The following is a 22,561-nucleotide window of genomic DNA, read 5'->3' on the forward strand; positions in this document are numbered from 1 at the left end:
CCGTGGCGCCCCGGTTGTTAAAATGGTTCTTCGTCTGCCGCAGGGGGATTATCCTGGTCACCTACCTGTGTCCGGACAATATCCGGTACATCCGCCGGTTGGGATTCGGTAGGCTTGTTGGCTTCATCATATTGCGTCCAAAGATTCCAGTCGCTGTCTGTCATTTTCTCTTCGATGCGCTTTCCGGTATCTTTACGTATGAGCGTTTTATAGCCCTGCTTAGGAGTGTGGTACTGAACATCCAGGGTTACTTCCCGGATCTCATAGCCATTGGCTACTTTGTCCGAAAGCTGGCCGATGCTGGATTTAATAGAGGCAATGCGGGATGTAAATTGGCCGGTGGCCTCCTTTTTCTCATTCTCCACATTCACTATCTCCAAATTTTTAGCGGCCAATTCCTGGCTCTTTTCATGTAACTCCACGGCAGTGAAATCGTAGCGCAGGTAACGCTTCTCTACCTTTGGTAGGATGGATTCAACTGAACTCATTGCTTATTTTTTGAGGTGAAAAAATCAATTAAAATGGCAGGTCTTCTCCGCCCTGGTCATCAGCGTCTCCTTCGTCATCAGGACCAGATACGGATACTGCTGCACCAAGCTTAGGCAGGATGTTGTCTTTAATGTAGTTTTCCATCCACTCCAAGCGCGCGGAATCATCCCAAGTCTCTTTCCCCTTTACCTTGATCTTTACCATGTCGGGTAGGCCGTTCGGATTGTCCCTGGTAAAATACCATGCAACAGACTCTTTACCGCCTTGGTTAACGTAAAGGGCTTGCTTTACCTTATCGCCATCCTGCTTGCGCCAAGGGTTAAGTCTCACATCTTTGGTCAAATCAATGTTCGGCAATGCGTAGCAGAAGGAGTAAAAGTACCGGCTGCTGGATTTCAACTGCAGGACGAACTCGTCATCGATGATCACGTTCAGAAAATTTCCAAACTCCTTGTGTTCATAGAAGTTCATGCCCGTGATCCTGCCTTCTATGTAATCATATTCCATCTGGTGGATCACTTTGCCGCTTTCCAGCGTGCGCGATACAGCTCCAGGTGTATTCTCGGTCACGCGTTGAGCAATCTTCCCATTGCCATTAATTGACACATACGTTTTGTGCTCGTTTTTTTTAAGACCCATTTTTATTTTTTTTATTTATCAATAATTATTTACGTTTTACCCTGTCCGGCATCGTTATGTTATCTGGCCTGTAATCTGGGTTACACCGGTCCCAAACAGCCCTCAGATGAAGAAATAATTCCCAGTTCTCAGAAATTGACCTGTCCGGCTCAACCACTTGCCAGCCTTTACCTTGCATCTTTTTCCCTGTTTTATCAGCTCCTCGTGTTTTTGCCTTCAAATGCACGATGCCGGTACGCTGTATCTGTAAATCCGGGTGGCTTTCATTCCACATGGTAGAGTAGGCGGCGGTCTGTATTTCCTGGCTCTCATACACGCTGTTTGACGTTTTGTAATCCAGCAACCATACCTCTCCGTTAATCATACAAACTAGATCAGTGGTGCCACCGATGCGATGCAGGTCAGAAATCATTGTAAGCTCTGTCGCAATAATCTCCGGCTGTACTGTTTCAAAAAAATCTACAAAACGCAGTATGCTGATCCACTCTGACATGTTGTAACAGACCCCTATTGTTTCATCCATCCACCTGATTTCCGCACCATGCAAATATGAATCAATGGCATCATGAACATTTGACCCCTCTTTTGCCGCACGCTCCAGCACTAAGTCCGCGTTGTGGCCCAAGTCTTTTTTCCACTGCTCCAGCGCAAATCCTTTTGGCAAAGCATCCAGCACTGTGGTGACTGACGGGTAGTAAGTGACATTGTCCTTTGTGTAGTAACGCTTATCAAGAAAGTTGATTTGCTGGGCTTCCTGGTTGTGAAAAACAGCTTTCATAATCTGGCTTTATACATGCAGTAGATGATGAGTGCACCAGCAGCAATTGATATAGCTAAACCGATGATCATTATGATATTATCCTGCCGCTTAGTTGTCGTGGAGAATCGTGATTTCATAGTTTTTGTTTTCCAGTTGGTATGAGCGGCACCAGTCCCGTATCAATTCTTTCCTTGATCTAGCGCTAAGAAACCGGCGCTTGCAAACTAACTTCCCATCTATGAATAATTGAAGGGTTCCGCTCCATTCCTTTACTGGGGTCATTTTTCAACAGTTGTTTCAATAAGCTCATTTTTACCATTGAGCATGTACCACTTTCCTGATTCAATGCCTCCTTCGCCGGCATAACCTACTATATGACGGAGGCGTTTACCGTCCCAGTAGGTAAGTATTACCGCGCCATTTTCTCCACACTGAGCTTTTCCATATTGTCCCAGGACTACAGCGTGCCCGTAGTTACCGGTGGCGGATGCATGCCCGTAGTTACCGGTGGCGGATGCGTGCCCGGAGTAACCGGTGGCGGATGCGTGCCCGTAGTTACCGGTGGCGGATGCATGCCCGGATTCACCGGTGGCGGATGCATGCCCGGATTCACCGGTGGCGGATGCGTGCCCGGAGTAACCGGTGGCGGATGCGTGCCCGGAGTAACCGGTGGCGGATGCGTGCCCGTAGTAACCGGTGGCGGATGCGTGCGATTTGTCTTTCGTTGTAACCACACTAACGCCATCTTCAGATGAAGTAGTTGCAGCTCCATCCACTAACTCCATTGCTTTCAATTCAGCAGCATGACGGATCCAGAACCATTTCATGACTAAGTCATATGCTGTTTTATACCCTCCGCTGTAGATGACTGTTCCGTTTTTGAATTTCACTTTTCCTTTCAGCTCTCGAACCTGATTCGCCTCCACTTCAACCACAAGCCACTTGGCTCCAACTTCCTTATATTTCAAATCATAATCTCCAGAACCAAAAAGCCAACCATGCAACCCATGTCCACACTTCGTATCATCATTCCAGTCTGGGGCTTCTACAAAGCCGGATTCTGGCCAGATAAATCCGTTATAAGATGACATGTCATTTTTGCAAGTACGCAATATGAGTACCTTATCCGCAGGTAATTGATAATTTTTCATGTTTAAATTGTGGCAAGTGAGTGAATAGAGACATAATCATCTGATACAAGTTGCTTCATAGCAATTCCGTAACGTGTCATACAATAGACTGCTGTTTTTTGATATCGTCTTGTGCGTTGCGAAAAGAACTCAGCGCAAGACGCGAACTCAGTAGAACGAGCCTGATCAGCATTATAAGCGGCCATACTTGTAGCAAGTGATGATAACTCCAACCAGCGCGCGCAGCGCAGGTGCAGTGTAGCTTTATTTGACATTGGAGGTGATTTTTGAGGTAAGAAGATTGATACAAAGCTGGTCACTCATTTCATCTGTCATGAACCGGCTGAAGTCGCACCACATCTTACGTTTCGTACCAAACCATTCTGCCTCTACTGCCACGTCAAATGCATTGTAGTCGCAAATGTACCCTTCAGTATATAATAGCTCCTTCAACTCCTCTTGGTGGATCAAAACATCTTCAGCCTGCACCCCGTCTATATCATATGCTATGAGGAGACTCCATGTGTCATGGTCGAAATTGCGCCACACTATGTCTATTACGTGATTCTCCATTACCGAGTTATTTAATGTGAAGAGCCTTGCGGACAGCAGCATCCGCCTTTTTTAAAGCAGGCGACGTAATTACGCCAGCCTCTATCTCACTCATGCATGACATGAGCGCCTCCAGCAAATCCGGTGCAGCAGCGATCAGGTAAGCGTTTTCTTTTTCCTGCTTAGGATCTCCTGATAGGTATGATGTCTTACAAACTGATCTGGCCTCCGGAGACAGGATAACGTAAGGCCGGTATGATCCGGAGGCCGTCGAAAGCTCCTCTGCAGTCCAGGATCCGGGCGTCCCCTGGAATTTTGCTTCTATCATTTCCAGTCGCCTTTAGAGGTGAAGAAATCAATTACCAAGCGAGGAAAGTTTACCTTCCACATCAATACAATAACCGCAACTGCAGTCATGACGATCTCGTAACCGGTAGCACCGGCTGTTACAATGTGTTCCATATGTTGTTTGATTTTTGAGGGTTATACTTTCTTTAAGACGCGATTTTGTTTTGATACTTCTTTGCGAACCTCTGCCATCACCATGGCAAGCAACTCAACATTTCTGCTTTTGCCAGATAACACCTCATATACAGAAGCCCTTCTCACTCCTAGTCGATCACAGATCTTAGTGAGATTTACCCTGCCAATAAGATCCTCCAGCTCCAGCCTTTTCTCCTCAGTTATCATTTTCACATTTCCCGTATTAATACGTATTGCAGATTTTCGTTAATTCTGTACATTTGATGTACGATTACAGTACAAATATAACGAAACTTCGTTACTAACCAAATAAAATTACGAGAAATCGTTTATTTATTTTAAAATACTATTTAAGTGGCTACAAATGAATTAATTAAAAAGTTTTTTTCTGATAAACAACTTAATATAACTGCTGTTGCGGAAGCTACAGGGTTGGCTTATTCTACGGTGTCTTCAATATTCAATAATGCAGATGGGAGCCCATCTATGAAGACGTTGCAAAAGTTACAACACGCTTTTCCAGATTTGACTATAAATAACGAAACTTCGTTAGATCAACAAAAGCGTGTAACTCTCGTAAATAGGGAGCGGGCAATGGTTAGGGTTTTATGGCGTCGGTGGGCGAAGTTTGAGGCAGAGCACACTGGTGTGCCCCTTGAAGAAGTTCTGAATTCAATGGACGCCGATACCATTCTAGCATGGCGGGAATTGGGATAACTTTGACTGGCTGTTTCTTCTTCTTTCTTTTCATTGTTTGGTATTTGGGGCTTTTGATAAATTCAAAATAAATTTTCCACTACGCATTCAATTTGCGCTTATAAACATTTTTTTATTTACCCACAACGCAGATACACTGCGTTTTATAACCCTATGTATGAAATCATTATTGGCCCTTTTATTTTTTACCATCCCTGGCGGCGCGCTCTTTGGACAAACATTTCCTGCTTACAAAAATCTTAAATTAGAAAATGGGCAGGTTTTTTTTGAAAAAGTATATAACAGGGATAGCATGAGTGCCGCACAGGTGGAATTTTTACTTGAGCAAACTGTCCCAAAAGTGAAAAACCTGACTGATTTTAAAAAGGAAGGCAGCGTCATTACTGGACGCTTAAAAGGGGCATTAGTTGACTATAAAAGTTTTGGACATAAATGGGGCTCTACACCAACCGTTTTAAACTGGCCATTTGAAGCCGATATTTCCATCTTTTGGAAGGATTTTAAGTATAAAGTTACTATCACAAATATTGTTTTTAAAGATGTATTCGGCCTTACAGATTTATCTGATGGCATTACTAAAAAACATCGAACTCAATACCGCGATGGAGAGGGAGCGGTCGCATGGGGGACTTATACGGATGAATATCTTGAAAGATTATTTGACCTAAAGGAAGGGAATTGGTAATTTTTATTGATTACAGGGTACGAGATGTACACAATTTTATTTTTCTGTACTCGATTTATTTTTTTCGATTTTTTTCGCCTGAAACGCAATACCATGCTGTGTTTCAGGCTTTTTTGTTGCCTACCTTTTTACCAATTGGACGCCAATTCCCTATTCTTTATACCTTTTATTTTTATATATATAATTTACTTTTTCATTTTCAATTTAAAAATAATCACGTACATCACGTCCAAGAGCCCCCCTGGCCAATCTAACAAGTACATAATCACGTACTAAAAAAATACATTGAGTACAGGAGCTTAAATGGCCACCTTTCTGCTAAATTCGTGGTCAAACCAGGTGACGTGAAGGACAGTGATAAAGTGGGAGGGTGCTGGTTGAAACAATGCGGCGACCCGGCAAGCCCCGAGGGGCACATTAACTTTTCTATCAATTTCCAGGCTTTCACAGAGGAATTGACCCGCCTCCACGGATTGCTAGGCAACGCTGAATGGATAGATCTGAGGATCGTCAAGAACCGGCAACCGGAAGGCAGACGCGGGTACACCCACCGTTTGAAGGTCCGTAAAATCGGATAGGAGGGATTATGGCAGCACCAATAGGAAATGAGTTTTATAAACTTCGTTCAAGACACGGGCGACACAAGTTATTTGCGTCGCCAAAGCTGCTTTGGGAAGCAGCTTGCGAATACTTTCAGTGGGTTGACGAACACCCAGAATACAAGCTGGAGGTATCGAAATTTCCCATAAAAAAGGTTGTTGACCGAAAGCGCGTCACCGAGTATACTATTGCACTCCCGGTAAAACAGCCATACTCATTGGAGGGCCTTTGCCTTTATTGGGGTGTCAACAAGGGATATCTCCGCGACTTCAAGGCCGCTCTGCCCCCGGAAGATAAAGAGAAGGACGAAGGCTTTTCCGCAATCATTACGCGCGTGGAGGAAATTATTTTCACCCAACAGTATAACGGCGCTTCTTCTGGATTTTTCAAAGAGAATATTGTTTCCCGTAAGCTGGGCTTGAAAGACCAGTCTGATATTACTACTGACGGGCAAAAGATTACGACGGACCTCTCCGGCCTGTCAACTGAGGATAAACTGCTATTGCTTGAAATCCAACGCAGGCGCAGTGAGCGAAATAACAAGTCTTCTTAGCATCCCCCAATACGAAATAATATCCTCCCTTTTTAAGGAGGGGTGCTTTGATCCCATCGTTATACAGGATGGGCGTAAGCATGAGCGCCAGGAGATGGCGCTCCATATCCTTACTGACGATATTACAGAGGAATTTGCATTTGGCGGCGGCGCCGGAGGAGCAAAAAGCTGGACCGGTTGTAGCTGGCTGGCAATGATGTGCATTGCCTATCCTGGCACCCGTTGGTTTATCGGCCGTGAGGAATTAAAGCGCCTACGGGAATCAACATACCAGACCTTTCTAAAGGTCGCGAAGGAATACGGCATAAAGCAGGGTGAAGTCTGGAAATACAACGGTCAGGATCATTACATCCAGTTTGCAAATGGTAGCCGTATTGACCTGCTAGACCTTAAATACCTTCCAAGTGATCCTTTTTACGAGCGGTATGGATCTATAGAGTATACCGGGGGATGGATAGAGGAAGCTGGGGAAATCAACCATGGAGCATACGACACCCTTAAATCTCGCGTAGGGCGCCATCTTAATGACAAGTACGGGATATTAGGGAAGATATTCACTACCCTCAATCCAAAAAAGAACTGGTGTCATACTGAGTTCTGGAAGCCATACAAGGCCGGTACATTGCCGGCCAATCGGCGTTTCCTTCCCTCCCTGGTCACTGACAATCCCTTCGTAGATAAGGGATATATATCCAAGCTCCAAAGCCTTACCGATAAGATAAAGAAAGAACGTTTGCTGTACGGAAATTTCGACTATGACGATGACGATAATGCCCTAATCGCGCGGTCAGCCATTGATGACCTATTCACCAACACATTTGTCGATAAAGGGAAGAGCTACATCACAGCTGATGTGGCCCGGTTCGGCAAAGACAACACGGTTATTATGCTTTGGTCCGGCTGGCGTGTTGAAAGCATTCATACCCTACAAAAGCGCAGCACGGCGGAGGTAGCCCAATTCATAAAGCATTTGTCTACAAAGCACGGCGTTCCACGATCCAATATCATTATAGACGAAGACGGAGTAGGCGGCGGCGTAGTGGACCTGCTGCCAGGATGCCAGGGATTCGTCAACAATAGTTCTCCGCTACCCAACCCTGACAGCGATAAGGACGAGAATTATAAGAATCTAAAGACGCAGTGCTACTACATGCTTGCTGCCGCTATTAACGCGGGCCGTATGTTTGTTAATGCTGATGGCAATCTGGAAGTCCAGGAAACCTTGTCCGGTGAGCTGGAGCAGGTCAAGCGGCTGAATGCAGATGCCGACGGTAAACTGGAAATAGTCCCTAAGGAAAAGGTAAAAGAGCTATTGGGCAGGTCACCAGATTACAGCGACACACTTATGATGCGCATGTTTTTTGAACTTAAAAAACCACAAGAATGGTTACATTTTTAAATTCCCTTTTCAATTTCAAGCGCCGTACTCAAACTACACAGGAGCAGGTAAACCAGGCTGTGGCTAATGCACTTGCGTATATAGGGCCAAAGGTACCCACATACCCAGATATTGACCAGCGAAAGGCTATTACAGACGGTTTCCTGGGAAATACTGACATATACACCATCATTTCCAGAAAGGCCGCCATGTGCGCCGCTATACCGTTTTACGAATATCGTATCAAAGGGGAGGAAGGAAAGAAATACCTGCAGGAGTATAAGCAGCTTATGAGTAGCCCAGTCAGTCCAAGTAAGGCAGAGGAAACGATGTTTAAAGCACAACGGCTGAAGCTGAAAGCCCTGGAGCAGATAGATACCGGTTCAGACCTCAACAGGCTGCTTACTACTCCCAACAGCGAACAAAGCCAAATGGAGTTGATGGAAATGGCATACGCCTACCTGTGCCTGACCGGCAATGCTTACCTGGGAAAACTGCGCCTGAATGCCGGCGCCAACCAGGGAAAGGTGCAGGAACTGTTTTCTTTGCCATCCCAATACATGAAGATTATACCGGATGGACGTTTTCCGCTGGGAATATCCTCTTACGAGTATTACCTCTATTCCCCTTTGCCGATAGAAAAGAATGATGTTGTACATCTGAAGTATTTCAATCCCGATGTGCAGTCGAACGGCAGCCACCTTTACGGATTATCTCCCATCCGTGCAAATAAAAAGTTGCTCACCAGATCAAACAGTGAAATGGATAGCACCGTTTCGCAGTACGAAAATGGTGGCCCTCCTGTGATTGTGTATAACGAAGAACTGAAAGGGCCGGAAGGCCTGGCTATGGGTAAGGCGGTAAAAAAAGGGTATCATGACGAGATGGCTGGAAACAAGAACCGAGGCAAAATATTCTTTGCCGCTGGTAAATTGGGGATCTTACAGACTGGCATTTCACCGGCGGACCTTAAAATACTGGAATCTTCCACTATTACCTTTCGTAAGCTCGCTGCCGTGTGGGGTATGCCGTCTGCCCTATTCAATGACAATGAGCATACCACGCTGGCCAATATGAATGAGTTCCAAAAACTGGCATACACGCACGGCTGCATACCTGACGTCATCCGCATGCGCGACGCTCTGAACCGGTGTATGCTGCCTGATTTTAACCTGGTTGGAACCAGCTACATTGATGCCGACTTTACCAACATCTCAGCGCTGCAGCCGGATATGAAAACGCTCTCTGAATGGCTGGACATGTCACCAGAGATCACCTACAACGAGCGGAGGGAAATGAAGAAGTTGGACCGGTTGAATGATCCCAATATGGACAAGATATATGTTCCCAACAATCTGGTGCCACTTGAGGACCTGAATATGCCGGCACCTGACAATATACAAACCACCGTGGACCAGTTAAATAAATCTGGACTGAACCCATACAAAGACTAACAATGGAAGACCGTAACGCCACCATCGATGCGCTGATTCTGAAATACATACCAACTCTGGAAAAGGACTGCCGTTTAATACGGGCAAAGAAAGATGCTCTCCGAATCGATATGAAAAGAGAGTTGCTTATTTTTATCTCAAAACACTTCACACCAAAAACCAATGAACCGGGACGAAGCTAAAGAGTATTACGCCAGGTGGTCACTGTTCCAGCAAAAGCAAGAGCTGGCGTTCAAACCCAAAGTGCGTGCTGCTCTTCAATCCAATATTCAGGCGTTTGTAGATTATGAACATGTGAATGGGTTGAAGTCCGCCCTGGACAACATCGACACGATTGTTTCTGCCCAGCCAATCAGTGATGTTCTTACGAAGCTGTACCTGACGGTGGGCGGCCGGCAATACCGGTTCATAGAGCAGCAGATAAAACGGGATAGCGCAAAGAAGATCGGTCCAACAATGGGTTACAATACCCAGATGACCACCGATATTCTTAACTACCTCAAAAAGCATATTCTCAGTAAGGCTGTTTTCAGGGTTACAAAAACACAAAAGGACGCGATACGGGAGGCCATTTCCAAAGGCGTAGAACGCGGCCTGGGTACTGATGAGATTGTGCGAAGCATAGAAAATTCACCGTATGTGGATTGGCATGCGCAATTGGTGGTGCGCACAGAAACCGTCCGGGCGGCGAATGCTGCTGGGCAGATGGCAGCAGATCGGACGCCGTTCATTTTGGATAAACAATGGATTAGCGCCCACGACAGCCGTACACGTCGGCCACCAGGTAGCGCATTTGATCACTACGACTTACATCTGCAGATAGTGCCGTATGACCGCCCTTTCTTCAGCGGTGGGGAAGAGTTGGAGTATCCAGGTGATCCCGCGGGAAGTGCTGGCAACGTCATAAACTGCCGCTGCACGGTGGCTTACCTGCCACGACGTGATGAAAACGGTTTTGTGATGCGTAAGCCAGGAAGTTAAATTTTTTTTTGGATATTTTATTTTTTTGTACTTTGCATCCATAACCGGACGAGGCGTTATTTTTAGATTCCCCCTTCTCAATTCTGTTAAACTGATTTTGCTCGTCCATCCCAATCTCCAGTGGATGCAGTTTTACAGAGAAAATTCCTGAACCAAAAAGCTCTTGACGTAGACACTACCGGAAAGCGTGTTAAAATCGCTATTGCCGAGATGGAGAGTGTAGATTCCGACGGAGACATGTTTGCCCCCACTGCTTTCGATAAGACCATCGCAGAGCGTGGTCCAAAAGGATCCAACTCGATCTGGCACATGACAGATCATGGCTGGCAGTTACGTAGCTCCCTCTCAAAATTTTCTGAACTATACGTCGAAGGTAAATACCTGGTCGGCGTTTCCCCATATCGTGATACTGCTCTCTGGCGTGATACCGTATGGCCACTATACGAGGCAGGCGACATCACAGAGCATTCTGTAGGTTTCATGACCATCAAGGATGATAGATCCAACCCAAATTATCGTCTCATTTCTGAAGTTTTTCTCCTGGAGGGCAGTGCAGTGTGCTGGGGTGCGAATAGCAACACTCCCACTATGGCGGTCTTGAAGTCATGGGGAAGCACACAGCGCAAAGAGTATATAGATGGGTTCACAAAGCGCATTGAGCGCCTTATTAAGGGCATTGATGCTGGCAAGTTTACTGATGACACTAGCCTACTTAAAATACACCTTAAAGAAATCCAAGCTGCATTTATTGCGCTCAACGAAGACGCCACTGAGCCGCCTGTTTTGATAGGCACTCAGCCGGATCATGATGCTCAATTATTGCTGGACATAAAATCTCATTTTAAAGAACTCTTAAAAAATTAATACGTGGAAATCAATGAAGTAAAAACAGCGATCACTGAAGTCCTTAAACCCGTCATGGAGGACACAAAGGCTGCAAAGACCGCAGCAGAAGCTGCTAAGACTGCCGCTGATGGCGCCACCACGGAGATTAAAACCGTGAAAGACGAGGTTAAAGGTCTTTCTGACTGGAAGGTAGAGAAGGACGAAGCCGACAAGAAAAACCAGGAAGTGCTGGATAAACTCATTCTGGATTCCCAGAAGAAAGGCGGTGCTGGCCCGGCCACACCTGGCAAGAAGACATTCCAGGAGGCGCTGACCATTGCCGTGGAAGAGAAGACCGACGACATTGCCAAATTCGCGCGTAAAGAAAAGGGCGTGGACCGTGTGATTTTGGAGCTGAAAGATGTAGGTCTGTTTACTACAGGAAACATCGCTGGTACCACCGTTTGGGGGGCACAGATGCGGCCGGGTATTATCGAAAATCCCACCCAAATTATGCACATGCGTGAAATCCTGGCCGGCGGCAATATTGGCCCCGGTACTGACTTCTATTTCATGCGCCAGGAAGCAACCCAGGGAGCGCCTGCACCTCATGAAGAAGGCACACAGAAAGCCGCATTCAACCTCAATTTGAAAGAGGATTCTGTGAAAATTGAAACCATAGCAGGTTTCACTAAGATCACTCGCCGCGTTATGAACAACGTGCCAGGTTTCATTGCCTTCCTGAACAGCCAATTGCCGGAGGAACTGCTGCTGGTCGAAGATGAACAGCTTCTCTATGGTAGTGGCGACTCTCCCGAGCTCAAAGGCATTTTGACGGATGGCAATTTTGTGGCATCCACTTCCGCAGCAACGATCCTCGTAGAAAAGATCAACGATGATCTCGGTGTCTTCCAGGACACATACAAGCGCGTTGCAAACCGCATTGTTCTGCGTCCCATCGATGTTCAGAACCTCTTCAAACTGAAAGCTGCAGGTAGCGGTGAGTACGACCTTCCAAAAAACGTTGTGTTTGTCGGTAATCAGCTTTACATCAGCGGTGTGCCTGTAGCTGCATCTACCGCAGTGCATTCAGGGGACTATTTCCTGGGTGATTTTGTGCGTGGTTCGCAGTTCTTGATCCAGGAAGGGATGCGCATTGAAATCTTCGAGCAGGACGACAAGAACGTTCAGCAAAACTTGCTCACCGCCAGGATTGAAGAAACAGGCTGCTTGCCCGTATACGGCAACAATTACTTCATGAAAGGGTCCGTCCCGGAAGTAGCATAGTGCGATCAGATCCAAATTATCTAACCTGGGAGGCGGCCTAACCGCCGCCTATTTTCAAAAATAGTACATGAAAAAAATTCTCGTTTTGCTGGCCGCCATTGGGGTTACTGCATTTTCTGTGCATGCACAAACGCCATTGGTATCTTCAATTGGCAACCCGGCTGACACTGTTACCAATGCCGCTACCAAGTATCTCACGCTGAAAACCGGCTGGGGGACTTACTACAAGACTGTGGAGGTAGCCACTACCCTCACCAAGATCAGCGGAACAGTGGCCGCAACAGTCACCCTGGAATACAGCGTTGATGGAACAAACTTCTACGGCTTCAAAAAGGACAGCACTTTCACCGCCACTGATGTTTCCGCGCAAACTCTCGGCTGGTCCCTCAAGGACTGGGGCGCTAAATTCCTGCGTGTTAAGATCGTGGGTAGCGGCACCCAGGCTGTTCAGGTAAAGGCGCTTGCATATCCCAGAAAGGAAAATATTTAGGTCATGCAGGTAACAGTGATAAATCAGTTCACCTGCAGGATCACCGGGGAGAATTTCACTCCCGGCCGGGTGGTGGACCTCAGTCCATTCCGTGCAGGTGAACTGTATGCAAAAGGTAAGATCCAGGTTTCACCGGAAGTGGTAGCCCTGGCATCTGCATTGTCAGGGGCTGCGCCATCGTACGTTGACGGCGGAATTGTTTGTGGCGAGAAGCAATTGGCAGAACAGTCACAGGAACAAAACACCGCCCTTGATGAGGGTGAGAAAAAGGATCCTGCGCCCGCAAAGGAAAAGGCCGAAGTGAACAAAGCACCCGGCAAAAAGGAAAAGTAATGAGCTGCTACAACGCGATACTTGATAAGCGTGTTTTGCCGGCAACGCCATCTGTCCCGCCGTCAACGACCTGGCAGGCAGTGAGTTTGCAGGACATGAAGGATTATCTGCGTGTTGACTTCGACGACGATTCGCAGCTCATATCCAGCCTGATTGATGCAGCTACGCGCCTGTTGGAAGCCACATTTAACGTGGGTATCACGCAGAAACAGCTACAGGTGGCACTAAATAACTCTTGCGGCGGTATCATGCTGCCAGGGGCACCGGTTGCGGATGATGTGGTGGTAAAAGACCGTCATGGAAACGAACTCGATACCTCCAAGTATTGCCTTACTGGACTGGATGTAAAGTACCTGGAATGGCCTCAATGCCAGTACCTGGTATTGACCTACACCAGCGGATATGCTCCTGAAATGGTACCGGAGGCGTTTAAGACTGCTATTAAGCAGCAGGTTACCTGGATGTACGAACACCGTGGGGACGAAGATGCCACCAGCAAAATTTGCCCGCAGGCATCAGCCACCATGGCACCGTTCAGTAACGTCAATCCTTTCTTCTTATGAGCAAGATTCGCCCCCTGTCAGATTTTAACCGGAAGGTGTCCGCTCAGAAACTCACTGTTACTCAGGATGATGCTGGCGGAGAGGTGCCTACCTGGACCACGGTATATGACACATGGGCTGCAGTTCGCGGAGTGCGTTCCAAAAGAACACAGGAAGAAGCGCAAACTGAAAACAACAGATCCTACGAGCTACAACTGCGTTATGCCCAAGGACGGGAAGTGAGCAAAAATATCCGCTTCCTGTATGATGGCCAGATCCTTACAGTAAACGAGTACCAACAATACCAAGAAGGAAATAAACGCTTCTGGGTCATAATCGCAGTGACAAACGAATAGCCATGGCAGACTTTACCCAGTTTCGATTTGACGGCCTCAATGAGATGTTGGATAAACTGTCAAAAGCAGGAGACGAGATAGTGCAAGGCACGTCGGATGAACTGGAAGGAGCCGCCATGGAGATGGTTGCCAAAGCAAAGCAGTTGGCGCCAGATGACACTGGCCTTCTTCGCAACTCCATCAGCTACCAAAAGAACTCAAATCTTGACTTTGAACTGGTCGCCCAGGAGCATTACTCCCCTTATGTAGAATTTGGAACAGGGGGCTTGGTAGATGTACCGTTAGGGCTGGAATCATATGCAATGCAGTTCAAAGGCGACGGGATTCGACAGGTAAATCTTCCAGCGCGGCCTTACTTCTTTCCTGCATATGAAGAGGGCAGAAAGCGCCTCATAGACACTTTGAAAAGAAAATACGGCCTGAAATGATCGATGTGAATTACCTGGTACGCAGGGCTTACTTCCAGAAACTGAATGGCGCGCTTTTGTACAATGGCGCCCCGGTTCCGATCTATGACAGGTTTGCAATAAACAGCGCTGTTGCTCCCTACGTGATATTGTCCAGCCAGACGGACACGGAGGAGGGAACAAAGAACAACCAAGGCCATGACGCTACTATCCTGGTGGATATTGTCAACCGGGGAGAGGCCATCAGCAGCATGGTGGTAGATTCAATAGCAGGGCAGGTGCTGGCGCTGATCAATCCATTGCACGGATGGCAGGCGCTCGACCTCGGCCCGGACCTGCAGCTACTTCGTACTACAAAGATTTCCGATCAGCCGCTGGAAGCTCAATCCAACACGGAAAAGGTGATCCGCCGGCTGATGAGATTCAGACATATCATTCACGAAAAAACCATTTAACAATGGCAATAGTAGAAAGAAAGGCACCTGTCGGACAATACTTGCTTGCCATCAAAGTTGGCGCAACGTTCATCCCGATAGTTTGCCAAACAGACACCAATCTCTCACAATCATTGGACGTGGTGGATGGTGACTCCAAATGCGGAGAGGACAAGCAGCCGGGCCAGTACGCTACGCGCGAACTTACCGGTACTGGACAGATTTTGCTGGGGTATGATGCTGATGAAAAAACATCAGAACAGGATCTTCAGACTTTGTTCGACAACAAAACGCCATTCGACTGGCAGTTAGGCCCTGCCACAGGCACGGCCGAACCAGGCGACGTTACCCGTACCGGTAAAGGATTCCTTTCAAAGCTGGATATCAAATACCCGCTGAAAGACATCCCCACTTTTGATTTCACAGTTTCTGTGCAGGGTACCCCTGTTATTGCTGTAACTCCTGACCCCGCACCATAATCACATCATGAACGGAATTTTTGAGATTGAACTGGGTGGCCAGCTCCGGCAGCTACGATTCAACAACTATGCCCGTGCAGAGCTGGGCAACGTTTTCGGCTTGGATCCGTTGGAGGCCGGGCAGAAAGCCGCTGAGATGTTTGCGAGTAATTACATGCTGGCTATTGCCTACGTAGTTTTCGCCGGTTTGACTGGGGCAGTGTACGCGACATTTGGCACACGTGATTTTACCCGTGAACAGGTAGCGGAATGGGTTGGAGAAGCCAATGTGAGCGACCTGGTAACTGCTTTCAATATGTGGCGCCAATCCAATGAGCCTCGGGAGTTGATAGAAAGCAACTCCGATGACGCTAATGCCACCCAATCCACAGTTACCGCAAAAAAAAAGTAGTGTGGGAAGAAGTGTTGGATTTCGCACTGGGCGAACTGGGGTTGGATCCACATGCCTTTTACTGCATGACCTGGGCTGATTACCTCCGCAGATCACAAGGATATTGGTTGCGAAATTCCAGATACTTGGAAGGATGCAGAATGGTGGCCCATGCGGTACTGGTAGCTGCAGGCGGCAGAAAAGTGCCCGCCGCTTATAAAATATGGCCACTGATCACTGATCCTAAAATAGTGATCAAACAGCCAACGAAAGAAGAATCAAAGGAAATTTTTAATCGCTACAAAAAGGCATGGCAGACAACAACGACGGCTTAAGATTCTCACTCCGGGCGGAAGTAGACGACTTCCTGAAGGACATGCAATCCGCAAAGCAGGGCATCATTGATGTGGCCAGCGTTGTAGGCAACGCGGTTAAGGACTTTCTTTCTTTGAGTAAAGCCGCAGACACTCTCAGTAGCTCCGAAACACAGGTTGCTTCGTCCACGGCAGGTGCTTCCAGGGTGTTCCAGGACCAGGCAGAGTACGTTAAACTGACCGGTGTTGAGATAGCCCGCATGGGAAAGTATTATACGCAGCTCAGTTATGAGCTACGTTCTTTCGTTGGTGATGCAAAAAGGAACGCTGATTCATGGCAGATTCTGGAAGCTGGAACCTTGGATGGTGCTACTGCTCTGCAAAAGGAGACTATTGCGATTGCAAATAATATACGGGCCCTCAAAGAGGAAGAAGCAGCATCCAAAAGAACAGCTGAAGGGCAAAATGAATTTGCGAATGCTCTTAAAGAAAGCAACTATTCTGGTCTTGCTGGTGTGCGAACACTGCATGACCTGGGGAGAGCTTTAACTTCTGGCGGTATAGGTTCTGCCGGGTTTACCCGCTCTTTAGTGGGCGCTGCTGACCAGATAGGATATTTAGCTCAGTCAACTGGATCTATTCAAGGGGCGTTTAAGGCGATTGGATCGACATTGTTGGGTCCAAGCGGGATTATATTGGGGCTTACCGCAGTAATAGAAATTGTTCAACAACTCACTCAGGAATACGGTAGCCTAGGCAATGCGGTCAGGGAGTTAATTAGTCCAATGAGTGATCAATTAAAGATCCAGGAAGAATTGAGGCAAACTCTTTTGAAGGGTCGTGATGATGCAGCTAAGGAACAAGTAGCGTTGGATACGTTGTACAATGCTGCTCGCAACCTTAATATTCCTTTGTCCGAAAGAAACAAAATTGTTGACGAATTACAGAAGAAGTACCCAGAGTACTTTAAAAATTTCGATGCTGAACAAATCGCCGCAGGAAAGGCGCAGGGAGCCTACGAAAAATTAAGGGATGCCATTTTGCAAGTTGCGCAGGCCCGTGCGCTGGAAGATAGTCTCGTTGACGTACAAAAGAAACTCAACGACGCCAAACTAGCGGCAAAGGGATTTCAAGATGCATTAACAGCAGCCAAAAAGGCAAATGATTCTGTATCAAAAGGGAATAATGGGCCTAACTATGGTTCATACGGGATAGTTGTAGGTGCTGGATTAAATGTGAGTGATGCGCAATCGCAAGTAGACAAGAACAATAAGATAATAGAATCTTTAGAGCAAAGGAAAAAGGCTTTGCTTGATCTCCAAAAGATTGACCAGGATACCGAAAAGACGGCAGCTTCGGCCGGAGTTGGTGATAAAGATACGGCAACACGTGTCGCTAAAACCGGTGAATCACTGAAAACAGTTTCCAGTATTCTGGAGATATTGAAAGCAAACATCCAGGCTGTAAAGAATGAGTTTGCAGTAACGGGCGGCGATGGAGATAAGTTTATCCAAAAGATAATTGACCAGTACAAAAACGCGGTTGGAGAACTCACTAAAATAGGAGTAGCACCCAATTCAGCCGTTTTTTCAAATATCAAGTCATCCGTTGACAGCCTGCAGCAACAACTTGGAGCTAGTGCGGGTTTAAAGCCGGTTATAACAATTCCTATAGAAGCAAAAGTGGATCCTACCGAGTTGACTAGGGTTATGATGGCAAATAACGCGGTCTACATCGGCGCAATACTGAAAGGATTTATCCCTGCCATTGACAAGGCAAAGAAAGCAATAAATGAAACTGTTAAAGAAGCGGCCGCAAGTGGAATAGTTTCGGTAGGCGAAGCGTTTGGGGCCGCCCTGGTTTCGGGTGACTGGCAGTCAGTTCTTGGGTCTTTCGAGATTACAATAGCCAACTTTCTGGCGCAACTCGGTAAGTTATTAATTATTCAAGGGTTAGGCATCGATGCGTTTAAGAGCTCTCTTGCGACCTTGCAAGGTGAGACAGCAATTTTTGCCGGTGTAGCTATGGTAGCGGCAGCAGGAGCTTTTAGAGCATTTGCATCCAAAGGACCTGAGAAGTTCGCCACCGGTGGTACCGTGTTCGGCCCCACGCTGGCCCTGATCGGGGACAATCCGTCCGGCGTGGAGCATATCATTCCGCAGGAAGTGCTGGATAAAATGGGAGGTGGTAGCGGATTTAAACCAGGAGATATTATTGCGCAAATTAAAGGTAATGACTTGGTTTTGGTAATGGGCAGAGCCCAGAAACAACAACGGAACAATGGCTAATTATCAAATACAGTACATATCACAGTTCCAGGATACCGGAATGCCGGCCAAAAACTGGCGAGTGGAGCTATTGTTGAAGAATGGTCAGTTCAATGATGCGCCATATCAGCTTGTTGCCGGGGCAACACCCTTGAAGATTTCATCAAAGAACGACCAGGAGGACAAGTTCTCGCCCATTGCTTCCAGCACGGCCACGTTTGTGTACAAATACATTGACGACGGCCGCTGCCCGGCTCCGGAGATCTTTACGGACGTAGAAAACGACACATGGTTAATGAACGTGTATGTGGATGGGGTTATTTTCTGGCAGGGCATGGTAAAGCCAGACAATAACAACTGGCCATGGAATGCACCATCTGCGTACGATGTGAATATTGGCGCTACTGACTATATCTCCCAGATGAAAACTACCATGATTGATCTGAACAAGGATGGTAAGTTTTTTTACGGCCAGATCAGTAATGCCGAGTTCATTGCCAGGACCATTTTCCACGTCATCCCGTATGGCACCGTTAAAGTAAGGGTGCAGACAACGGCCATTCCTGGTGCAATAGGGGCCGGAAATTTCCTCAGTGACGTTTACCACCATGATGACGCTTGGTATGATTTCACTGAGGGTCCGCTATTCGTGTACGACTGCCTGACAACCTGGTTAAAGGACAACAGAATGCGGTTGCTTTATTCTGACGGTGCTTTTTGGATACAGAGCATTCCGGATTTGTACAATCCTCCTGCAACATGCCTGGATATAAGTAGTGATACATTGGCTGTCTATGTGGTTCCATACGATCACATGTTACCAGTATTGCCCGGTGAGATATTGTACTGCGAGAACTCTGCAGATATGTCGCTGAATGCGCCTATAAAGCAGCAGAATAGTGTTTACAAATACAAAGCAATCAACCAGCTTGTAAACTTCAACTGGGCTGATTTTGATGGCACTGTATACCCAGGGTGGACTGAGGCTGGGCCTCTCGGATCGCTTGTCCTGTCCAAGGTAGGTGACGGTACCGCAGAAAGTCCGTACAGAAACCACATGGAGCAGAACGGGTCGCCATCACCGGGGGGCGGAGAGATCCGGCAGAACCTACCAGCAGGGCCTATAACCAGCGGCGGCGGTATTTATTCCGCAGGCTGGCGCCTTCAGTTTACATTGAAAGCATATGCCTACTACACGAAGGGAGTAGTCATTTCAGTGGGCATAGGCAGCGATGATAGCGGAAGTGCCAGGTATCTGCAGTCGGATGGCACATGGTTGCAGCTGGGAGACATCCCTCCCGGACAAGAATCTATGATCCAGATGACATTTACGCCATCATCTCAACCTGGTTTTGTAACCGCAGACATTACCAGTTTGCCGCTTCCTCCGTCCAATAGCAAGTACTGGGTAGCCGTTCATATTTCTGGTCCACTCCCCGCAGATGCTGATCCGCTGAATCCAATACCGCCGGGTACTGCTTATTTCAACGAGATCTATCCAATTTCAATATCTGTGCTGCGTACCATGAATATCCAGACCGATGTAAAGGCGGTAAACAGGGCGAATTATACAAACAAGCCGGATGACCTGGACTTGTTCTTCCTGGATCTTCAGGACGGGTATCTGAGCAACACTGTCTTTTACAAAGACGCAGGCAGCTTCTTACCTCTTCCCAAAGACAACTGGACTGACAGCCGGGCCGGATCTGCGTTTTCTCTGCAGAGAGGACTGCACAATTCATTGATCGGTGAATATGCGAAGCCCACATACAAAGTTGATGGCACATTCCTATCCTCTACGCTGCGATTTCATCAGGTAGTCATCCTGGCTGATAAAGGCAACAGACCTGCCGCGATTTTGCATGATGACTATGACGTCAAGCAGCGAAAGCATTCCGTTACCCTGTCTGAGTTGATCGGGACATACCCGGAAATAGATTATACCGAAGTGGCCAAGCCAAAAGACAGTAATAGCTGATGGGACAGAAGATCAAAGGAAAAGATATGGTATTCAGGGCTACGCCCCCCGGGGGAACGGAGGAAGTATTCTGCAGTTGTACCAATAATGTACTGGACATTGTGCGCGACACGGTAGAAACCACTCCACCTACCACCAACTGGAAAGATTTCGAGCCGGCAGCCATCTCCTTTACAGTTACCGGCGATGCCATTGGGGCCTTTGACAGTAAAGGGAACATGTATTCTCTGGGCGGATGGCTTGTTAATGGGCTCAAAGTTGATTTCCGCCTGGCCGCTGGCGGTTTGATGTATAGCGGTAAAATACTGATCACAAACGTAAACATCACCGCTGCGCATAAAGATCTGGTAAAATACACTTTTACAGCTATTGGCTGCGGCCAGCTAGCAACTAATACCGCATCTCAATCATACAGTGTATATCTGGCCAACCCAGTGGGCAAACGCCTGGCAGGCTGCCCCAATCCGTACCCGGTAGGACTGCTCTGGTATGATAATACTTTCATTGGACTGGCCAATGATGCAGAAGATGTTATTGAGCAATTCAACGCCTATATAGAAAACAATGGGCAATACATTCTGACCGGCACTTCCGGCGGATGCGATTTCACAATGCAAATTCCTTGGGACAGTGATGACCGTCCCCAGTTTATACCGGCGGTACCAGGAAATGCATTTGGTATTGGCACTGCAGTACCTGGCCAGGTAATAGGAATTGATAATTCTGGAAACGTAATAATCGGACCGTAATGCAAGAGAACGTCGATTTAGTAAACATAATAAAGATCAATGAGCTACCCCCATCTCCTGGGACGCAGCTCAATTGGTTGGGCGTTGTGGCCAGGCCGGACACCGGGCAGGCTTATCGCGACACATGGGAACAGCTGGCTAGCGTAATAGCCAACGAGATCGGCTCAGTTACTACACCGATTGAGCGCTTTTACCTGGTTGGAGGCACAGGAGAGTTCGACCCGGCAGACGGTGATACGTTTGTTTCGGACCCGAATCTTGATGGGCTGGACTACGACCTGATGAAATGGGGGGTAGGGGACATCCGCAAAGGGACAGACTGGCAAAATGATGTTGAAGGCGGAGGATTTACCATTTTGGGATCACCAATGAGCTTTGGAGAGATGTACGTGGCCAGGCCCCGGCCGAAAGTCAGTAACATCTTGTCTTCCACTGATGCGGTGGCCCGGTTTACTGCCGGGATAAAGACAGTTCAGGCTTCCGGCACCATGCTGACGGCAGACTTCCGCAAACTAATAATCCTCGCCAGCACTACCACCACGATGACGTACACCATTAAGGCGGCCAGTGTTTACCCGGCAAACGTTCTGCTACGCATCATGACTGGTACCGGTGCACAGAAGCAATCCACCATTCTTATCGAGGGCGGTGCTTCTTTCAATTGGGGAGGCGATAGCATAACAGCTTTGTACCTCGGACAGAAACATACACTGGACCTGATCAGCGATGGTACCCAGTGGTACGTAATGGATAAAACGCCAGAGCGCGCCTTTGGAACCCCCAGATTGGGCCCAATGGCTGACATTAACGAGCTACCCGCAGACGGCGGCCAGTATCTGCGGATAGATTATCCCGACGCCTGGGCTAAAATTCAAGCATTGGCGGCCGCCAGCCCTGGAGCTGTAAAAAGCAACAGTGAATGGGATGCCAACCCTACCTATTTCGGTTCTGGGAACGGCACTACTACATTTCGCATGCCCAGGTGGTACGCGATGCAATTCCGTGCACTTGATCCCTCAGGAAGCATTGATACAGACCGCGCAACAGCAGTTCCCAGCCAATCTAATATGCCGGGCAGCTACCAGGCAGATTTGGTCGGCCCTCTTACCATCAAATATAACATGGCGGAGAAACGTAACGATACCGACGGGAATGGCGCCGAAGAAAATAAAGGCGGTAAGGGTCCGGGTTGGACGCTTGCTGCGTCTGTGCTGCAGAATAATGGCACGGCTGCAATTACCGCCGGATCTGGTGTAGAAACCAGACCAAAGAATGTTGGATTATTTGTATATGTAACACTTATATAAAA

29 protein-coding genes and 1 pseudogene are annotated in these 22,561 nt (G+C 47.5%); 22 read left to right on the forward strand and 8 right to left on the reverse strand.

What is annotated here, in order from left to right:
* Positions 1-17: 17 nt before the first annotated feature.
* The 8 genes and pseudogenes from DCC81_RS24655 to DCC81_RS25645 form a co-directional block, all read right to left on the reverse strand.
* Positions 18-488: a hypothetical protein gene (locus DCC81_RS24655; protein ID WP_108689432.1), complete on the reverse strand. Its 471-nt coding sequence runs from the start codon at positions 486-488 to the stop codon at positions 18-20.
* Positions 489-516: 28 nt separating this feature from the next.
* Positions 517-1,128 carry a hypothetical protein gene (locus DCC81_RS24660; protein WP_108689433.1) on the reverse strand — a complete coding sequence of 204 codons (612 nt, stop codon included), beginning with the start codon at positions 1,126-1,128 and terminating at the stop codon, positions 517-519.
* Between the two features lie 25 nt (positions 1,129-1,153).
* A complete protein-coding gene (locus tag DCC81_RS24665; RefSeq protein WP_108689434.1) occupies positions 1,154-1,906 on the reverse strand; it encodes a PD-(D/E)XK nuclease family protein in 753 nt (250 codons plus the stop codon).
* A gap of 260 nt (positions 1,907-2,166) precedes the next feature.
* Positions 2,167-2,715: a hypothetical protein gene (locus tag DCC81_RS25440; RefSeq protein ID WP_133177793.1), complete on the reverse strand. Its 549-nt coding sequence runs from the start codon at positions 2,713-2,715 to the stop codon at positions 2,167-2,169.
* A 33-nt stretch (positions 2,716-2,748) separates the two neighbouring features.
* Positions 2,749-3,039: pseudogene (locus DCC81_RS26145) on the reverse strand (DUF7666 domain-containing protein); the annotation flags it as partial.
* Positions 3,040-3,282: 243 nt separating this feature from the next.
* Positions 3,283-3,591: a hypothetical protein gene (locus tag DCC81_RS24675; RefSeq protein WP_108689436.1), complete on the reverse strand. Its 309-nt coding sequence runs from the start codon at positions 3,589-3,591 to the stop codon at positions 3,283-3,285.
* Positions 3,592-3,598: 7 nt separating this feature from the next.
* Positions 3,599-3,898: a hypothetical protein gene (locus tag DCC81_RS24680; protein ID WP_108689437.1), complete on the reverse strand. Its 300-nt coding sequence runs from the start codon at positions 3,896-3,898 to the stop codon at positions 3,599-3,601.
* The gene (locus DCC81_RS25645) at positions 3,895-4,032 is read right to left on the reverse strand and encodes a hypothetical protein (RefSeq protein ID WP_165806732.1); all 138 of its coding nucleotides are present in this window, start codon (positions 4,030-4,032) and stop codon (positions 3,895-3,897) included. The genes DCC81_RS24680 and DCC81_RS25645 overlap by 4 nt, the downstream gene beginning before the upstream one ends.
* A gap of 375 nt (positions 4,033-4,407) precedes the next feature.
* Here DCC81_RS25645 and DCC81_RS24690 point away from each other — a divergent pair, with 375 nt between their 5' ends.
* The 22 genes from DCC81_RS24690 to DCC81_RS24800 all read left to right on the forward strand — a co-directional run bounded on the left by DCC81_RS24690 (position 4,408) and on the right by DCC81_RS24800 (position 22,559).
* Entirely contained in the window at positions 4,408-4,770 is a 363-nt protein-coding gene (locus DCC81_RS24690) for a helix-turn-helix domain-containing protein (protein ID WP_108689439.1), read from the forward strand.
* Between the two features lie 157 nt (positions 4,771-4,927).
* The gene (locus tag DCC81_RS24695; RefSeq protein ID WP_133177795.1) at positions 4,928-5,455 is read left to right on the forward strand and encodes a hypothetical protein; all 528 of its coding nucleotides are present in this window, start codon (positions 4,928-4,930) and stop codon (positions 5,453-5,455) included.
* Between the two features lie 586 nt (positions 5,456-6,041).
* Positions 6,042-6,608 (forward strand): terminase small subunit, encoded by a 567-nt coding sequence (locus tag DCC81_RS24710; protein WP_108689443.1) that lies wholly within the window; start codon positions 6,042-6,044, stop codon positions 6,606-6,608.
* Positions 6,562-8,007: a phage terminase large subunit gene (locus DCC81_RS24715; RefSeq protein ID WP_240613071.1), complete on the forward strand. Its 1,446-nt coding sequence runs from the start codon at positions 6,562-6,564 to the stop codon at positions 8,005-8,007. The genes DCC81_RS24710 and DCC81_RS24715 overlap by 47 nt, the downstream gene beginning before the upstream one ends.
* Positions 7,992-9,440, forward strand: a complete 1,449-nt coding sequence (locus tag DCC81_RS24720; protein WP_108689444.1) for a phage portal protein — start codon at positions 7,992-7,994, stop codon at positions 9,438-9,440. Before DCC81_RS24715 ends, DCC81_RS24720 begins: the two co-directional genes overlap by 16 nt.
* 2 nt (positions 9,441-9,442) lie before the next feature.
* Positions 9,443-9,622, forward strand: a complete 180-nt coding sequence (locus DCC81_RS24725; protein WP_108689445.1) for a hypothetical protein — start codon at positions 9,443-9,445, stop codon at positions 9,620-9,622.
* Entirely contained in the window at positions 9,603-10,421 is an 819-nt protein-coding gene (locus DCC81_RS24730) for a phage minor head protein (RefSeq protein WP_108689446.1), read from the forward strand. The genes DCC81_RS24725 and DCC81_RS24730 overlap by 20 nt, the downstream gene beginning before the upstream one ends.
* A 120-nt stretch (positions 10,422-10,541) precedes the next feature.
* A complete protein-coding gene (locus DCC81_RS24735) occupies positions 10,542-11,285 on the forward strand; it encodes an HK97 family phage prohead protease (protein ID WP_108689447.1) in 744 nt (247 codons plus the stop codon).
* Between the two features lie 3 nt (positions 11,286-11,288).
* Positions 11,289-12,533, forward strand: a complete 1,245-nt coding sequence (locus tag DCC81_RS24740) for a phage major capsid family protein (RefSeq protein WP_108689448.1) — start codon at positions 11,289-11,291, stop codon at positions 12,531-12,533.
* Positions 12,534-12,600: 67 nt separating this feature from the next.
* Positions 12,601-13,023 carry a hypothetical protein gene (locus DCC81_RS24745; protein WP_133177796.1) on the forward strand — a complete coding sequence of 141 codons (423 nt, stop codon included), beginning with the start codon at positions 12,601-12,603 and terminating at the stop codon, positions 13,021-13,023.
* Between the two features lie 3 nt (positions 13,024-13,026).
* Complete coding sequence (locus DCC81_RS24750; RefSeq protein WP_108689450.1) at positions 13,027-13,356, forward strand: hypothetical protein; 330 nt, start codon at positions 13,027-13,029, stop codon at positions 13,354-13,356.
* Positions 13,356-13,919, forward strand: a complete 564-nt coding sequence (locus DCC81_RS24755; RefSeq protein ID WP_108689451.1) for a head-tail connector protein — start codon at positions 13,356-13,358, stop codon at positions 13,917-13,919. Before DCC81_RS24750 ends, DCC81_RS24755 begins: the two co-directional genes overlap by 1 nt.
* Positions 13,916-14,254: a phage head closure protein gene (locus tag DCC81_RS24760; protein ID WP_108689452.1), complete on the forward strand. Its 339-nt coding sequence runs from the start codon at positions 13,916-13,918 to the stop codon at positions 14,252-14,254. Before DCC81_RS24755 ends, DCC81_RS24760 begins: the two co-directional genes overlap by 4 nt.
* A gap of 2 nt (positions 14,255-14,256) precedes the next feature.
* A complete protein-coding gene (locus DCC81_RS24765) occupies positions 14,257-14,682 on the forward strand; it encodes an HK97-gp10 family putative phage morphogenesis protein (protein WP_108689453.1) in 426 nt (141 codons plus the stop codon).
* The gene (locus DCC81_RS24770; protein ID WP_108689454.1) at positions 14,679-15,116 is read left to right on the forward strand and encodes a DUF3168 domain-containing protein; all 438 of its coding nucleotides are present in this window, start codon (positions 14,679-14,681) and stop codon (positions 15,114-15,116) included. The genes DCC81_RS24765 and DCC81_RS24770 overlap by 4 nt, the downstream gene beginning before the upstream one ends.
* Before the next feature lie 2 nt (positions 15,117-15,118).
* Entirely contained in the window at positions 15,119-15,574 is a 456-nt protein-coding gene (locus DCC81_RS24775; protein ID WP_108689455.1) for a hypothetical protein, read from the forward strand.
* 7 nt (positions 15,575-15,581) lie between these two features.
* A complete protein-coding gene (locus DCC81_RS24780; protein ID WP_108689456.1) occupies positions 15,582-15,965 on the forward strand; it encodes a hypothetical protein in 384 nt (127 codons plus the stop codon).
* Positions 15,965-16,279: a hypothetical protein gene (locus tag DCC81_RS25445; RefSeq protein ID WP_133177797.1), complete on the forward strand. Its 315-nt coding sequence runs from the start codon at positions 15,965-15,967 to the stop codon at positions 16,277-16,279. Before DCC81_RS24780 ends, DCC81_RS25445 begins: the two co-directional genes overlap by 1 nt.
* Entirely contained in the window at positions 16,255-18,546 is a 2,292-nt protein-coding gene (locus tag DCC81_RS24785; protein ID WP_108689457.1) for a hypothetical protein, read from the forward strand. The genes DCC81_RS25445 and DCC81_RS24785 overlap by 25 nt, the downstream gene beginning before the upstream one ends.
* Positions 18,539-20,503, forward strand: a complete 1,965-nt coding sequence (locus DCC81_RS24790; protein WP_108689458.1) for a hypothetical protein — start codon at positions 18,539-18,541, stop codon at positions 20,501-20,503. The genes DCC81_RS24785 and DCC81_RS24790 overlap by 8 nt, the downstream gene beginning before the upstream one ends.
* 101 nt (positions 20,504-20,604) lie before the next feature.
* The gene (locus DCC81_RS24795; RefSeq protein WP_133177798.1) at positions 20,605-21,252 is read left to right on the forward strand and encodes a hypothetical protein; all 648 of its coding nucleotides are present in this window, start codon (positions 20,605-20,607) and stop codon (positions 21,250-21,252) included.
* Entirely contained in the window at positions 21,252-22,559 is a 1,308-nt protein-coding gene (locus tag DCC81_RS24800) for a hypothetical protein (RefSeq protein WP_108689460.1), read from the forward strand. Before DCC81_RS24795 ends, DCC81_RS24800 begins: the two co-directional genes overlap by 1 nt.
* Positions 22,560-22,561 lie beyond the last annotated feature (2 nt).

This window comes from Chitinophaga parva, from assembly GCF_003071345.1.
Lineage (GTDB): Bacteria > Bacteroidota > Bacteroidia > Chitinophagales > Chitinophagaceae > Chitinophaga > Chitinophaga parva.

Excerpts from the sequence above, each read along its gene's own strand:
- DCC81_RS24655 (WP_108689432.1), bottom strand. The coding sequence starts at position 488 with ATGAGTTCAGTTGAATCCATCCTACCAAAGGTAGAGAAGCGTTACCTG.
- DCC81_RS24660 (WP_108689433.1), bottom strand. The coding sequence starts at position 1,128 with ATGGGTCTTAAAAAAAACGAGCACAAAACGTATGTGTCAATTAATGGC.
- DCC81_RS24665 (WP_108689434.1), bottom strand. The coding sequence starts at position 1,906 with ATGAAAGCTGTTTTTCACAACCAGGAAGCCCAGCAAATCAACTTTCTT.
- DCC81_RS25440 (WP_133177793.1), bottom strand. The coding sequence starts at position 2,715 with ATGAAATGGTTCTGGATCCGTCATGCTGCTGAATTGAAAGCAATGGAG.
- DCC81_RS24675 (WP_108689436.1), bottom strand. The coding sequence starts at position 3,591 with ATGGAGAATCACGTAATAGACATAGTGTGGCGCAATTTCGACCATGAC.
- DCC81_RS24680 (WP_108689437.1), bottom strand. The coding sequence starts at position 3,898 with ATGATAGAAGCAAAATTCCAGGGGACGCCCGGATCCTGGACTGCAGAG.
- DCC81_RS25645 (WP_165806732.1), bottom strand. The coding sequence starts at position 4,032 with ATGGAACACATTGTAACAGCCGGTGCTACCGGTTACGAGATCGTCATG.
- DCC81_RS24695 (WP_133177795.1), top strand. The coding sequence starts at position 4,928 with ATGAAATCATTATTGGCCCTTTTATTTTTTACCATCCCTGGCGGCGCG.
- DCC81_RS24710 (WP_108689443.1), top strand. The coding sequence starts at position 6,042 with ATGGCAGCACCAATAGGAAATGAGTTTTATAAACTTCGTTCAAGACAC.
- DCC81_RS24720 (WP_108689444.1), top strand. The coding sequence starts at position 7,992 with ATGGTTACATTTTTAAATTCCCTTTTCAATTTCAAGCGCCGTACTCAA.
- DCC81_RS24725 (WP_108689445.1), top strand. The coding sequence starts at position 9,443 with ATGGAAGACCGTAACGCCACCATCGATGCGCTGATTCTGAAATACATA.
- DCC81_RS24730 (WP_108689446.1), top strand. The coding sequence starts at position 9,603 with ATGAACCGGGACGAAGCTAAAGAGTATTACGCCAGGTGGTCACTGTTC.
- DCC81_RS24745 (WP_133177796.1), top strand. The coding sequence starts at position 12,601 with ATGAAAAAAATTCTCGTTTTGCTGGCCGCCATTGGGGTTACTGCATTT.
- DCC81_RS24750 (WP_108689450.1), top strand. The coding sequence starts at position 13,027 with ATGCAGGTAACAGTGATAAATCAGTTCACCTGCAGGATCACCGGGGAG.
- DCC81_RS24755 (WP_108689451.1), top strand. The coding sequence starts at position 13,356 with ATGAGCTGCTACAACGCGATACTTGATAAGCGTGTTTTGCCGGCAACG.
- DCC81_RS24760 (WP_108689452.1), top strand. The coding sequence starts at position 13,916 with ATGAGCAAGATTCGCCCCCTGTCAGATTTTAACCGGAAGGTGTCCGCT.
- DCC81_RS24765 (WP_108689453.1), top strand. The coding sequence starts at position 14,257 with ATGGCAGACTTTACCCAGTTTCGATTTGACGGCCTCAATGAGATGTTG.
- DCC81_RS24770 (WP_108689454.1), top strand. The coding sequence starts at position 14,679 with ATGATCGATGTGAATTACCTGGTACGCAGGGCTTACTTCCAGAAACTG.
- DCC81_RS24775 (WP_108689455.1), top strand. The coding sequence starts at position 15,119 with ATGGCAATAGTAGAAAGAAAGGCACCTGTCGGACAATACTTGCTTGCC.
- DCC81_RS24780 (WP_108689456.1), top strand. The coding sequence starts at position 15,582 with ATGAACGGAATTTTTGAGATTGAACTGGGTGGCCAGCTCCGGCAGCTA.
- DCC81_RS24785 (WP_108689457.1), top strand. The coding sequence starts at position 16,255 with ATGGCAGACAACAACGACGGCTTAAGATTCTCACTCCGGGCGGAAGTA.
- DCC81_RS24790 (WP_108689458.1), top strand. The coding sequence starts at position 18,539 with ATGGCTAATTATCAAATACAGTACATATCACAGTTCCAGGATACCGGA.
- DCC81_RS24800 (WP_108689460.1), top strand. The coding sequence starts at position 21,252 with ATGCAAGAGAACGTCGATTTAGTAAACATAATAAAGATCAATGAGCTA.